We start from the raw sequence: 12,499 nt of genomic DNA, 5'->3' as shown, positions 1-12,499 counted from the left end.
AGCCCGCACACAGCGCTCTGGCAATTGGGCAATTGCGGTCAGCCTGCCGCACCAGCTACACAGGCCAAAATGCAAAGAGGGAGTGGACGGATGAGAGTTCTGATCATCGGCGGTGGTGGATTTGTGGGTCAGAAGATTGCCCACCGTCTGGCGGAGCGCGGAACGCTGCGCGGCCAGACGATCACGCACCTGGCGCTCGCGGACCTTGCAGAGCCGGCGCCGATGGACGCCCCGTTCGAGGTGTCGGTCCACGCCAGCAACATTGCCGACCGCGCCAGCGTCAACGCGCTGTTCGAGGTGAAGCCAGACGTGATCTTCCATCTGGCGGCCATCGTCTCCGGGCAGGCCGAGGCGGAATTCGACGTCGGCATGATGGTGAACCTCATGGGCTCGCTCAACGTGTTCGAAGCGGCGCGGGCGCTGGGGACCTGCCCCGTGCTGGTGTTCTCCTCCTCCTGCGCGGTCTATGGCGGCGAGATCCCCGAGCAGATCGAGGACTGGACGCAGAACAACCCGCAGACGTCGTACGGCGCGCAGAAGGCCGCTGCCGAACTCTTCGTCACCGACTATTCGCGCAAGGGCTTCTTCGACGGGCGCGGCCCGCGGCTGCCCACGGTCACCATCCGCCCCGGCAAGGCGAACGCTGCTGCATCGTCGTTCATGTCGTCGATCTTCCGCGAGCCGTTGCAGGGCGAGGCGGCCATCTGCCCCGTCGATCCCGATTACGAGGTCTGGTACGCCTCGCCGCGCGTGACGGTGGAAAACCTTATCCGCACCGCCGAGGTGAAGGCCGAGGACCTTGGCGAACAGCGCTGCTTCGCGATGCCGGGCAAGGTCGCCTCCATCGGCGAGATGATCGAGTGCATGCGCCGTGTTGCCGGGGACGAGCCGGTCAACCGCATCGTGTGGGAAAAGGACCAGCGGATCATCGACATCGTGTCCGGCTGGCGCCCGCTCATCAACCCGCAGAAGGCCCTGAAGCTCGGCCTCGTCACTGACGGCACCTTCGAGGACAACGTGCGCTACTTCCTCGAAGACGACATCCGCCGCTAGAACCCGCCCTGCACCGCCGGGCGGCCGCTGTCACCAGCGGTCGTACCGGCGGTATTGCTGCCATTGTTTTTCGCCGACCATGCAGTCGATCCGCGGGGGGCTGCCCGGCGGCCGCCATGCCGCGCGGATCACCTGCGGTTCCGCGCTCGCGATCTCCAGGATGATCTTGCGGCGGATTGCGGCGGCAAACTGGCTGGCGCTGTTCACCGTGATCATGAACGAGCCGAAGCCGCCGATCACACAATCCTCGTAGTAGATGTCCAGCTCTTCCAGGTGGAAATAGCCGCCGGGGTTGGAGCGTTTGATCATGAGGGGCAGGCCGTTGATGACGATGCCCTGCGCCAGCACCTCGTCGCGCGCGGCCGTCACTGCAATGCCCATGTTGTTGGGCCCGTCGCCCGACACGTCGATCACCCGGCGCATCCCGTCGATGCCATTGTCGAACAGGGCAGCCGAGCGGCGGATTGCCGATGAGATGGACGTGCGCCGCATCCGCCCGATGGGGGCTGCCTCCAGATCGGTGGCAAAGGCCTCCGCGTCCGCGTCGCTCTCGATGATCCGCCAGGGGACGACCACGCGGTCGAGCTCGTTGCCGGCCCATTCCACGTAGGTGAGGGCGATGCGCTGCCAGTCTCCCCTGGCGATGGTGGCACGGACATCCGGGTGGCGCAGCGCCGCGACGTAACCCTCCCGCTGGAGCCTCTGCTCCTCAAGATCCATCGACCACGACACGTCCACCGCAAGCACAAGCTCGATGTCCACCACGGGTGGCGATTCGGCCCTTGCAGCCATGGGCGCAATTATAAGTAGAGAAAACAGCGTCAGGTATCGAACCATGCGGCAAGGCCCTCCGGGTGCATGAACAGGCGGCACGGTGGTCCGCCGCCAAGAGGCAGGGCCGCGCGCGGGGCGCTGCGCCCGTCGTCCCGATGTCATGCAGGAAGGGTCTCAGCCGCGCTGTGTGCGGTCAAGTGGACAATTAAGCGCGCTTGGTGCGCTCCGATCACTTTATGTTGCGGGCGCCGGCCGGTGCGAGACTCAGAGGTCGTCGGGCGTGAGGTCGATGCCGAGCCCGGGGCCGGGGGGCGGCGCCAGTGCACTTTGCGCCGGCTCGAACGTTCCGGCGGGCGCCTTCTCCCAAAACCATTGGTGGAGCATGTGGTGTTCGGTGGAGTGCGCGTTGGGCAGCGAGCAGGCGACGTGGAGCGATGCGGCGTACGTCACCACCGATGATGAGGCGTGCAGTGTGGCGGGGAGGTGGAAGGCGTGCGCCAGCTCGCCGATGCGTTTGGCCTCGGTCACACCGCCGCACGCCGCCGGGTCGAACTGCACGTAGTGGACCGCATCGGCGGTGATGAGGTCGCGGAAGTACGACGCCCAGGCCATGCTCTCGTTGCCGCATACGGGGATCGGGCTTTGGGCGTGGACCCGCGCCTGCCCCGCAATATCGAGTGGCGAGACCGGAGCCTCCAGAAAATGGATGTCGTAGGGCGCGGCGGCGTTGGCAAGGGCAAGGGCGCCCGCAACATCGAGGTTGTAGAGCGCGTCGATCATGAAGCGAACGTCGGGGCCGATGGCCTCGCGCACGGCTGCGATGCGGCGCACATCCTCGGCCAGCGGCGCACCGCCCACCTTGATCTTCACCGCATCGAACCCGTCGTCGACCCAGCCCTTCACCTCGGCGGCAAGGTCGTCGGCGCTCTTGTCGGTGCCGTAGAGGCCGGCGCTGGCGTAGACCGGCACGGTCTTGCGTGCCCTGCCGAGGAGATCGACCAGCGGCAGGTTGACCTGGCGGGCAGCAAGATCCCACAGCGCGATGTCCACCGCGCTCCACGCCGCAGCCGTGATGCCGACGCGGCCGGAAATCTCGGTGCCGCGGCGCATGGTTTCGGCAATGCCGCGGGCCTCGAACGGGCAGCGCCCCACCACCAGCGGCGCCATGTCGTCCTCGATCACCGCGCGCACGGCCCGCGCACCGCCCTCGTTCAGCCACGCTTCGCCCACGCCGATCCGCCCGGCGGTGTCTTCGACGAAGGCGAACAGCATCACCTTGGACGTCCACCGCGTGCGGGGGTTCCAGACCGCCCCGCCCATTTCGCGGGCGACGACGCGCACCGTGATCTGCTTCACCGGATCCATCGTTTGACCTTTTGTATTCGCAAAGAGAACTCTGCCGTAACAAAACGAGAGCGGAAGGGGAGGCAATGGCTAATTTAGGGATCACCGTTTTGCCCGAATGGGCACAGGCCGAGGGCATTGACGCGGTTCTGGACCGCGTGGAGGCCGCCGGTGCCACCGACATTGCCACCAGCCCCTACGTGATGGCGCCGGCGGAGAGCGGCGGATCGCGCGAGCCGCCGGCCGATGGCGGCCACGGCAGCGTGCGCGTGCTGGACCGCCCGCTGTTCGGCAAGCGCCAGCTGATGATCCGCACCGCCCCCAGCTATGCACCGGACAAGGCAATTTACGCGGGCCTTGCCTACCAGCCACCGGAACCCGATGCGCTGACGGCGGCGGAGGGGGACACGGTGGCGCGCTTCATCGCGGCGGCGAAGGCGCGGGGGCTCAAGGTCTGGTTCCAGGTGCAGGCGGCGATCCCGCCCGGCTACCGCGTGCAGTTTTCCGGCGTTCGTGCCGAGGACGAGGCGCTGGGGCCGGACGGTGAGCCGATCCACGGCCGCGTCGACGCCAACGCCTCGCTGGCCGCACCGGACATTCTTGCCTACACCGAGGCGCTGCTGAAGGACCTTGCCGCCGCCTATCCGGACGTCGCCGGCTTCCGGATCGACTGGCCGGAATATCCGCCCTACACCTTCGGCTCGCTGTTCTTCGACTTTTCGCCCCATGCGCTCGCGGCGGCGGACCGCCTCGGCATCGACACCGCGCGGATGCGCGCCGATGCGCTGGCGCTGCGCACCCGCCTGACCACGCTTGAAGCCGGCGACATTCCGGCGACGGTCCCGTCACTCGATGCGCTCAGCCGCTACCCCGGCGTCGCCGATCTGCTTGCGCTGCGGCGGCATCTGTCGGCGGCGCTGGTGGCGCGGATGCGCAGCGCGCTGCCGCCGGAAATGGCGCTGGTGCCGCAGGCTTTTCCGCCGCCGCTGAACGCACTGTCCGGCTTCGACATCGAAGCCATAGCGCCGGAAGTGGAGGGGATCGGCATCAAGTTCTACACCATGCACTGGCCGATGATCCTGGCGGACTTTGCCAGAGCGATGGGCGGGCACGATGCGCTGGCGCCGCTGCTTGCGCAACTTCTGGGAACGGGCGGAGCGCGCCCGCAAACGGTGGCGGACCTGCGCTATCCGGACCCCGAAGAGGCCCACGCCGTGGGGGCGGACGCCATCGCGGAAAAGCTGTCGGCGGCGCGCACTGCGGCTGGCGACACGCCGGTCTACGCCTTCACCCACGCCTACGGGCCGCTGTCCGACGTGATGCGCCGGGCGGAGGCGGCCTGGACCGCATCCGAAGGCAGGCTGTGGGTCAACCGCTATGGTTACATGTCGGACGAGAAGCTGGCGGCGTTTGGCAAGATGGTGCGCGGCTGAGGCCTATTGCGGCAGGCGGACGCGGGCGCGCAGCCCCCCCAGCGGGCTCTTCGACAAGGTGACGTTGCCGCCCTGCCGCAGGGCGATATCCCGCGCGATGGTGAGGCCGAGGCCGGTGCCGCCCCGGTCCTGGTTGCGGGCATTGTCGAGCCGGTAGAAGGGGCGGAACGCGGCCTCGTACTCGTCCGGCGGCATGCCGGGGCCGTCATCGTCCACGGTGATGAAAAGGCGGTTTCCGTCGCTGGTGGCACCCACCTCCACGTTGGGCGCATAGGCGACGGCGTTGGAGACGAGGTTGGCCACCAGCCGCAGCGTCGCGTTGGGGCGAATGTGCGCCGCAATATCCTGCGGCACCACCACCCGCACATTGTCGAAGCCGCGCACCGCGCTGGCGATGAGCGGCTCGATGGATACGTCGGCGACCGGCTCGTCCACGTCGGTGCGGGCGAACGTGAGGTAGTCCTCCAGCATCGCCTGCATCTGGTCGACGTCCTCGGTCAGCGCGTCCACGTCCTCGCCCTCGGGCAGCACGGCAAGTTCGAGGCGGAAGCGGGTGAGCATGGTGCGCAGGTCGTGGCTGACGCCGGCCAGCATCTGGGTGCGCTGCTCGATCTGGCGTTCGATCCGCTGGCGCATTTCCAGGAAGGCCCAGCCGGCCTGCCGCACCTCGATTGCCCCGTGGGGGCGCAGCGGGCCGATCGGCCGGCCCTGACCGAACCGCTCGGCGGCGGCCGCCAGCTCCTGGATCGGCCGCACCTGACCCTTCAGGAACAGGATCGCCACCGCAATCAGCACCAGCGACGTGCCCGCCATCCACACCAGCGTGATGTGGGCGTCCGACGCATAGGTGTGGCTCCGCCGCGTGACGATGCGCAGGATGCCCGCATGGGTTTTCACCTGGACCTCGACAAAGCGGCTGCTGCCCAGAGTGTCGATCCAGAACGGGCGGTTCACCTCCACGCTGATGAGGCGCGACAGCGTCCGGTCCAGAAGGGAGAAGAACGGCTTGGGTCCCGGCAGGGGCAGATGGTCGGTTTCGAGGAGGGTGACTTCGGTGAAGAGGCGCGCGCCGGCGACTGCGACTAGTTCGGCGCCGCGCTCGTCCGGCGCGGTTTCCAGAATGTCCACCAGCGCTGCAATTTCCGTTGCCGTGGCGACCGAAAGGCGGGTGGTCATGTTTTCCCAGTGGCGGTCCAGGAACACGAACGCCACCACCGACTGAAGGATCAGCATCGGCAGGATGATGATGAGCAGGGAGCGGGCGAACAGGCGCCGCGGCAGGCGGCGGCGCAGCCAGCGCTCCAGCGGCGGCGGCAGGCCGAGCCAGCGCAGGATCCGGCGCCACAGCGGGCGCTGGCGGCGCGGTTCGGCGGCAACGCTCATCCGGCATGCTCCGGATCGGCCAGAAGCCGGTAGCCCTGGCCGCGCATGGTCTGCAGATATTTTGGCTCGGCCGGGTCGTCCTCCAGCTTGCGGCGGAGGCGGTTGATCTGCACGTCGATAGCACGGTCGCCAAGGTCTTCATCGGCCACCAGTTCGTGGCGCGGGATGGTGGCGCCGGGGCGGCTGGCCAGAAGGCGCAGGAGGCGCCGCTCACGGTCCGTCAGCCGCACGGGCTCGGCTGCGCGGGTCAACTCCTCGCGGCGGATGTCGAACACGAAATCGCCGAAGCGGATGCGCCGTGCGGTCTCCGGCCGGCGGCGCAGGAGGTTGGCAAGGCGAAGCGCCAGCTCCCGCGGCTCGAATGGCTTGGGCAGGTAATCGTCCGCGCCGCGCTCCAGCCCTGCGACGCGGTCGTCCGCCTCGGTCTTGGCGGAGAGGAGAAGCACCGGCATCGTGTATGTCTGTTTGAGCGAGGCGAGCAGGGACAGACCATCCTCGCCCGGCATCATGATGTCGAGCACCACCGCGTCGAACACCAGCCCCTCCAGCTTCCGCCGTGCTTCGGCGGCATCCCTGGCCGCGGTGACGCGGAAGCCCTGGGCGCGCAACAGGCGCTGCAAAAGCGTGCGGATCCGCTGGTCGTCGTCCACCAGCAGAACGTGCGGGGCCTCGTCGTCGCTGGCCGGTTCGCCGCCGTCACGCAATGCCATCGGTCACACGCCCCCTGCGATGCGCGACAGCACGTCCGCGCGTTCGTCCTCATCCACGAGGGCTGCAAGGAACATCGCGATGGCGTCCCGGTTCGCCGGTCCCGCCGCCTCCAGCGCGGCGTGGATCTTCTCGGTCTGGATTGCGGTGATGGTGCGCGCCAGATCGTGCCCCTTTGCGGTGGTGGCCAGGCATTTCTCGCGCCGGTCCGCGACGCCCTGGCGCACGGTGATGAAGCCGTCGTCCACCAGCGTTTTCAGAACCCGCGCGACCCCCTGCTTGGTCACTTTCAGGATCCCGAGAAGGTCGCCCACCGTCAGCCCCGGATTGCGATCGACAAAGTGGAGCACCCTGTGGTGGGCGCGTCCATAGCCGATGGTCGCCAGCAATTCATCCGCAACGCCGACAAAGTCGCGATAGCCGAAAAACATCCGCTCGATGAGGTCGAGGGCGAGAGGCTCGCTGTCCGGCTGGTGCGCACTGCATTTTTTTAAGTCAACCATGTTGACGTATCTCGTAACAAGGGGTACATGAAGGTCGTCGAATTCGCACATTCATGTCGCGATATGGCGGTTCGAGGAAATAATATTTCGCAGTGGCGCAGTTTTGTGCGTCTGCCGAGAAACTAGGTTTGGCGTTTCGGAGGAGCCGGGCGCCAGGAGGAGAGTGAGCATGGCTATCCCATTCGACCAGCGCGAGGGCGAAATCTGGCTCGACGGCGTGTTTGTGCCGTGGGCGGACGCCAAGGTGCACATCCTGACCCACGCACTGCACTACGCCAGCTCCGTGTTCGAAGGCGAGCGCGCCTACGGCGGCGAGATTTTCGAGTGTGAAGCCCATACCGATCGCCTGTTCGCCTCCGCCGATGCGTTGGGGTTCGCCATCCCCTATAGCAAGGACACCATTAACGAAGCCAAGCGCGCAACGCTCGCCCGCATGGGGCTGACCGATGCGTACCTGCGCCCGGTCGCCTGGCGCGGCAGCGAGATGATGGGCGTTTCCGCCCAGCTCAATACCATCCACGTCGCCATCGCGGCATGGGCGTGGCCGAGCTATTTCGACCCGGCGCTTCTGGAAAAGGGCATCCGCCTCGACATCGCGTCCTGGCAGCGGCCGGACCCCAAGACCGCACCGTGCCACGCCAAGGCTGCCGGCCTTTACATGATCTGCACGCTGTCCAAGCACGCCGCGGAAGCCAAGGGCTACACCGATGCGCTGATGATGGACTATCGCGGCCACGTCGCCGAGGCGACCGGCGCCAACGTGTTCTTCATCAAGGACGGCAAGATCCACACGCCGGTGGCGGACTGCTTCCTCAACGGGATCACGCGGCGCACGGTGATGGCGCTGGCGGCCAAGCGCGGCATCGAAGTCATCGAACGGACGATCCTGCCGGATGAGCTTGGCACCTTCTCCGAGTGTTTTGTCACCGGCACGGCGGCCGAAGTGACGCCGGTGGGCGAAATCGGCCCCCACCATTATACGCCCGGCGAAATGACCCGCGCTCTGATGCAGGACTATGCCGACAAGGTCCGGCCCGCCGGCGCCGCGATGCGCGATGTGGCCTGATCTGCGCAAATAGTATGCGAACTTCGACCCGGGCAAGCTTGCCCGGGTCTTGCGAAAAAAATCACACTATGCTCCCACTGCAACAGTCAAAAAGTTCTGTTCTTCTGGGAGATGCCTTCGTGAAAAAATCGCTTGTTGCCGCTGTAAGTGCCGCCGCTCTTCTTGTCGCCGCGCCGGCGCTTGCGGAAGATGTGAAGATCGGCGTTCTGCTGGGCTTCACCGGCCCGCTTGAGAGCCTGTCTCCGGCAATGGCTTCGGGCGCCGAAATGGCGATGAAGGAAGCCACCGATTCGGGCCAGTTCATGGATGGCGGGACCGTCACGCCGGTGCGCGCCGACTCCACCTGCATCGACGCTGGTGCCGCAACCGCAGCCGCAGAGCGCCTCATCACGTCCGACGGCGTGCCGGCCATGGTTGGCGCCATGTGCTCCGGCGCCACCACCGCAGCGCTCCAGAACGCGGCCCTGCCCAACGGCACCGTGATGATCTCGCCGTCCGCCACGTCGCCGGCGCTCTCCACCATCGACGACAACGGCCAGTTCTTCCGCACCGCGCCGTCCGACGCGCGCCAGGGCGAAATCATCGCCGACATGCTGACCGAGCGCGGCATCAAGGACGTGGCGCTCACCTACACCAACAACGACTACGGCAAGGGCCTTGCCGACGCGATCGCCTCCTCGTTCGAGAAGGCGGGCGGCACCATCACCATCAACGCCGCCCATGAAGACGGCAAGGGCGACTACTCGGCCGAAGTGGCGGCGCTGGCATCCGCCGGCGGTGAGCTTCTGGTGGTGGCCGGCTACCTCGACCAGGGCGGCAAGGGCATCATCCAGGCATCGCTGGATTCGGGTGCATTCGACACGTTCCTGCTGCCCGACGGCATGGTCGGCGAAGCGCTGGTGGAAGCCATCGGCGATCCGCTGAACGGTTCGTTCGGCGTGCTGCCCGGCTCCGACTCTGACGGGTCCGCCAAATTTGCCGAGCTTGCAAAGGCTGCCGGCTTCGAGCCGGGTGTCTACGCTCCGGAAGCCTATGATGGTGCTGCGCTCATCATGCTGGCCATGCAGGCGGCGGGCTCCACCGATCCGGCCGAATTCAAGGGCAAGATCATGGACCTTGCCAACGCCCCCGGCGAACAGATCCTGCCCGGCGAACTCGGCAAGGCGCTGGAAATCGTCAAGAATGGCGGCGATATCGACTATGTGGGCGGTTCCGCGGTGGAGCTGATCGGTCCGGGCGAAAGCGCCGGCAACTTCCGCGAAATCGAGATCAAGGACGGCAAGATCGAAACCCTCAAGTACCGTTGATCGCGCGATCCAATCCGGCCGGGGCTCACGCCCCGGCCGGTGCGTCCGACCCCATGATTGCAGTTCGCAACGTCTCCAAATGGTTCGGCGGCATCCATGCTGTCCGCGACGTCACCCTTGATATCCGCAAGGGGACGATCACCGGCCTCATCGGCCCCAATGGCGCCGGAAAGACGACGCTTTTCAACATCATCGCCGGCCTCTACGAGCCGTCCTCCGGGACGGTTGCGCTGGATGGCGACGACGTCACGTCACTCGCGCCGCACGAGCTGTTCGGCCGCGGTCTCCTGCGCACCTTCCAGCTTGCGCACGAATTCCATTCCCTGTCGGTCCGCGAAAACCTGATGATGGTGCCCCCCGGCCAACCCGGCGAGACGCTGGGAAACGCCTGGTTCCGCCCCGGCCTCGTCGCCGCCCGCGAACGCAAGGTGCGCGAGAAGGCCGACGAGATCCTCGACTTTCTCACCCTCACGCATCTGGCGGACGAGCGCGCCGGCAACCTCTCCGGCGGGCAGAAGAAGCTCTTGGAGCTTGGCCGCACGATGATGGTGGATGCCAAGATCGTCTTCCTCGACGAGGTCGGCGCCGGCGTGAACCGCACTCTGCTTGCCACCATCGGCGATGTCATCCAGCGGCTTCACACCGAGCGCGGCTACACCTTCTGCATGATCGAGCACGACATGGACTTCATCCAGCGCCTTTGCGACCCCGTCATCGTGATGGCGGAGGGCGCGGTGCTCGCCGAAGGCAGCGCCGACGAGATAATGAAGAACGAGCAGGTGATCGAGGCCTATCTCGGCACCGGCTCCAAGCACAAGAAGCCGGGGGCCGCCGCGTGAGCTTCCTCAAAGCCGAGGCCATGACCGGCGGCTATGGCAACGACGACATCCTCCACGCCTGCACCGTGGAGGCCGACAAGGGCGAGATCGCCGTCATCGTCGGCCCCAACGGCGCGGGAAAATCCACCGCGATGAAGGCCGTGTTCGGGATGCTGAACCTTCGCGAGGGCAGGGTGACGCTGGATGGGCGCGACGTGACCACCATGAAGCCGACCGAGCGCGTGTCGGAGGGGATGAGCTTCGTGCCGCAGGTGCGCAACGTCTTCCCGTCGATGACGGTGGAGGAGAATCTCGAGATGGGCGCTTTCCTGCGTCGCGACAACATCGCCGAGACCATCGAGGAGATCTACGACCTGTTTCCCGTCCTCAAGGAGAAGCGGCGCCAGCCGGCGGGGGAGCTTTCAGGCGGACAGCGCCAGCAGGTCGCCGTCGGCCGCGCGTTGATGACCAAGCCTTCCGTGCTGATGCTGGACGAGCCCACCGCGGGCGTCTCCCCCATTGTGATGGACGAGCTGTTCGACCGGATCATCGACGTGGCCAACACCGGGATTGCCATCTTGATGGTGGAGCAGAACGCCAAGCAGGCGCTGGAGATCGCCCACCGCGGCTACGTCCTCCAGCAAGGCCGTAACGCCTACACCGACACCGGCGAGGCGCTGCTCGCCAATGCCGACGTCCGCCGCTCGTTCCTGGGGGGCTGAGGCCATGGAAAATGTTCTCAACGCGCTGGTGACGCTCACCAATTTTGCGCTGATCCCCGGCCTTGCCTATGGGAGCCAGCTGGCGCTCGGCGCGCTCGGCGTCACGCTGGTGTTCGCCGTTCTGCGCTTCTCCAACTTTGCCCACGGCGAAACCATGTCGTTCGGCGCGATGCTGGCGATCTTCGTCACGTGGCTGCTCCAGTCGATGGGCGTGTCCATCGATCCGCTGCCGACGGCGCTTCTGGCACTGCCGTTCGCAATCCTCGGCACCGTCCTTTTCGTGCTGTTCACCGACCGGGTGATCTACCGCTTCTACCGGGACAAGAAGTCGGATCAGGTGATCTTCATCATCGTATCCATCGGCGTGATGTTCGTGATGGCGGGGCTGATCCGCTTCATCATCGGCCCCAGCGACCAGAACTTTACCGATGGCGCCCGCTTCGTGATTTCCGCGGGCGAATTCAAGCAGCTGACGGGGCTGCGCGAGGGGCTGGCGATCAAGACCACGCAGGTGATTACGCTGGTCACGGCGGGCATCTGCGTCGCGTTCCTGTTCTGGTTTCTGCAGAAGACGCGCACCGGCAAATCCATGCGCGCCTACGCGGACAACGAAGACCTTGCCACGCTGTCCGGCATCGACGCTGGCCGCGTGGTGCTGATTGCGTGGACGCTATCGGCGGCGCTCGCCACCATCGCCGGCACGCTTTACGGGCTCGACAAGAGCTACAAGCCGTTCGTCTATCAGGAGCTGCTGCTGCCGATTTTTGCGGCGGCCATTGTCGGCGGCTTCGGCTCGCCCGTCGGCGCCATTGTGGGCGGCTACATCATCGCGTTCGCCGAGGTGCTGATCACCTATGCCTACAAGCGTTTTCTCGGCCACCTGCTCCCCGAAGACTGGATGCCGGACGGTCTCGTCCAGCTTCTGGCGACCGAATACAAATTTGCCGTCGCCTTCGTCATTCTGGTGCTGACACTTCTCCTCAGACCCTATGGTCTCTTCAACAAGAGGACGGGATAGAAGTGGCTGTTTTGCAGAAAACTATCCCAATTCGGCCTGAAATGGGAACCACATCAGCAGCCATGCGGTTGGATGATAGAGCGCTTATGTCGCATATCTATCATGGAGCTATTCAATGGCCGCCAACGAGAAGAACTATTGGACCCAGCAGCGCGACGACAGCCGCTGGGAGACCCTCAAGGAAGGCGCCGAGCGCGCGTCCAAGGTGTTCGACACGCAGGCAGAATCCTGGGCTTACACCAAGGAAATGGCGCAGAAATCCATGGGCGAGGCCTTCCTCAAGGGCATGGACGGCAAGATCCGCGAACGGAACACCTACGGGAACGACCCCGTATCCAGCAAAGGCTGACAATATGATGGCAGGGCGGGC

The 12,499-nt window shown here is 66.0% G+C and carries 13 protein-coding genes; 8 read left to right on the top strand and 5 right to left on the bottom strand.

The window, feature by feature from the left end; genetic code table 11:
- The first annotated feature begins 90 nt into the window (after positions 1-90).
- A complete protein-coding gene (gene denD / locus RDV64_RS04590; RefSeq protein WP_309198101.1) occupies positions 91-1,053 on the top strand; it encodes a D-erythronate dehydrogenase in 963 nt (320 codons plus the stop codon).
- Between the two features lie 30 nt (positions 1,054-1,083).
- On the opposite strand, the gene RDV64_RS04585 is transcribed toward denD, so the two are convergent.
- Positions 1,084-1,890, bottom strand: a complete 807-nt coding sequence (locus RDV64_RS04585) for a DUF1194 domain-containing protein (protein WP_309198100.1) — start codon at positions 1,888-1,890, stop codon at positions 1,084-1,086.
- A gap of 201 nt (positions 1,891-2,091) precedes the next feature.
- Positions 2,092-3,192, bottom strand: a complete 1,101-nt coding sequence (locus RDV64_RS04580) for a mandelate racemase/muconate lactonizing enzyme family protein (RefSeq protein WP_309198099.1) — start codon at positions 3,190-3,192, stop codon at positions 2,092-2,094.
- 65 nt (positions 3,193-3,257) lie between these two features.
- Between RDV64_RS04580 and RDV64_RS04575 the strand changes: the two genes are divergently transcribed.
- Complete coding sequence (locus RDV64_RS04575) at positions 3,258-4,604, top strand: hypothetical protein (RefSeq protein WP_309198098.1); 1,347 nt, start codon at positions 3,258-3,260, stop codon at positions 4,602-4,604.
- 3 nt (positions 4,605-4,607) lie between these two features.
- On the opposite strand, the gene RDV64_RS04570 is transcribed toward RDV64_RS04575, so the two are convergent.
- From RDV64_RS04570 to RDV64_RS04560, 3 genes are read right to left on the bottom strand one after another with little or no spacing between them, the layout of a single operon-like run.
- On the bottom strand, positions 4,608-5,987 hold the full coding sequence (locus RDV64_RS04570; protein WP_309198097.1) for an ATP-binding protein: 1,380 nt from the start codon (positions 5,985-5,987) through the stop codon (positions 4,608-4,610).
- The gene (locus tag RDV64_RS04565) at positions 5,984-6,697 is read right to left on the bottom strand and encodes a response regulator transcription factor (RefSeq protein WP_309198096.1); all 714 of its coding nucleotides are present in this window, start codon (positions 6,695-6,697) and stop codon (positions 5,984-5,986) included. Before RDV64_RS04565 ends, RDV64_RS04570 begins: the two co-directional genes overlap by 4 nt.
- Before the next feature lie 3 nt (positions 6,698-6,700).
- Positions 6,701-7,198, bottom strand: coding sequence for a MarR family transcriptional regulator (locus tag RDV64_RS04560; RefSeq protein WP_309198095.1), 498 nt, complete (start codon positions 7,196-7,198; stop codon positions 6,701-6,703).
- Positions 7,199-7,367: 169 nt separating this feature from the next.
- On the opposite strand from RDV64_RS04560, the gene RDV64_RS04555 reads away from it, so the two are divergent.
- From RDV64_RS04555 to RDV64_RS04530, 6 genes are all read left to right on the top strand, one after another.
- Positions 7,368-8,264 carry a branched-chain amino acid aminotransferase gene (locus tag RDV64_RS04555; RefSeq protein ID WP_309198094.1) on the top strand — a complete coding sequence of 299 codons (897 nt, stop codon included), beginning with the start codon at positions 7,368-7,370 and terminating at the stop codon, positions 8,262-8,264.
- Positions 8,265-8,383: 119 nt separating this feature from the next.
- Positions 8,384-9,571, top strand: a complete 1,188-nt coding sequence (locus RDV64_RS04550) for an ABC transporter substrate-binding protein (protein WP_309198093.1) — start codon at positions 8,384-8,386, stop codon at positions 9,569-9,571.
- 53 nt (positions 9,572-9,624) lie between these two features.
- Positions 9,625-10,410: an ABC transporter ATP-binding protein gene (locus tag RDV64_RS04545; protein WP_309198092.1), complete on the top strand. Its 786-nt coding sequence runs from the start codon at positions 9,625-9,627 to the stop codon at positions 10,408-10,410.
- Positions 10,407-11,111 carry an ABC transporter ATP-binding protein gene (locus tag RDV64_RS04540; protein ID WP_309198091.1) on the top strand — a complete coding sequence of 235 codons (705 nt, stop codon included), beginning with the start codon at positions 10,407-10,409 and terminating at the stop codon, positions 11,109-11,111. The genes RDV64_RS04545 and RDV64_RS04540 overlap by 4 nt, the downstream gene beginning before the upstream one ends.
- Positions 11,112-11,115: 4 nt before the next feature.
- A complete protein-coding gene (locus RDV64_RS04535) occupies positions 11,116-12,129 on the top strand; it encodes a branched-chain amino acid ABC transporter permease (RefSeq protein ID WP_309198090.1) in 1,014 nt (337 codons plus the stop codon).
- A 115-nt stretch (positions 12,130-12,244) separates the two neighbouring features.
- Positions 12,245-12,478, top strand: coding sequence for a DUF2188 domain-containing protein (locus tag RDV64_RS04530; RefSeq protein ID WP_309198089.1), 234 nt, complete (start codon positions 12,245-12,247; stop codon positions 12,476-12,478).
- Positions 12,479-12,499 lie beyond the last annotated feature (21 nt).

This window comes from Acuticoccus sp. MNP-M23 (genome assembly GCF_031195445.1).
Lineage (GTDB): Bacteria > Pseudomonadota > Alphaproteobacteria > Rhizobiales > Amorphaceae > Acuticoccus.
This window is presented reverse-complemented; position numbering and strand designations above follow the sequence as displayed.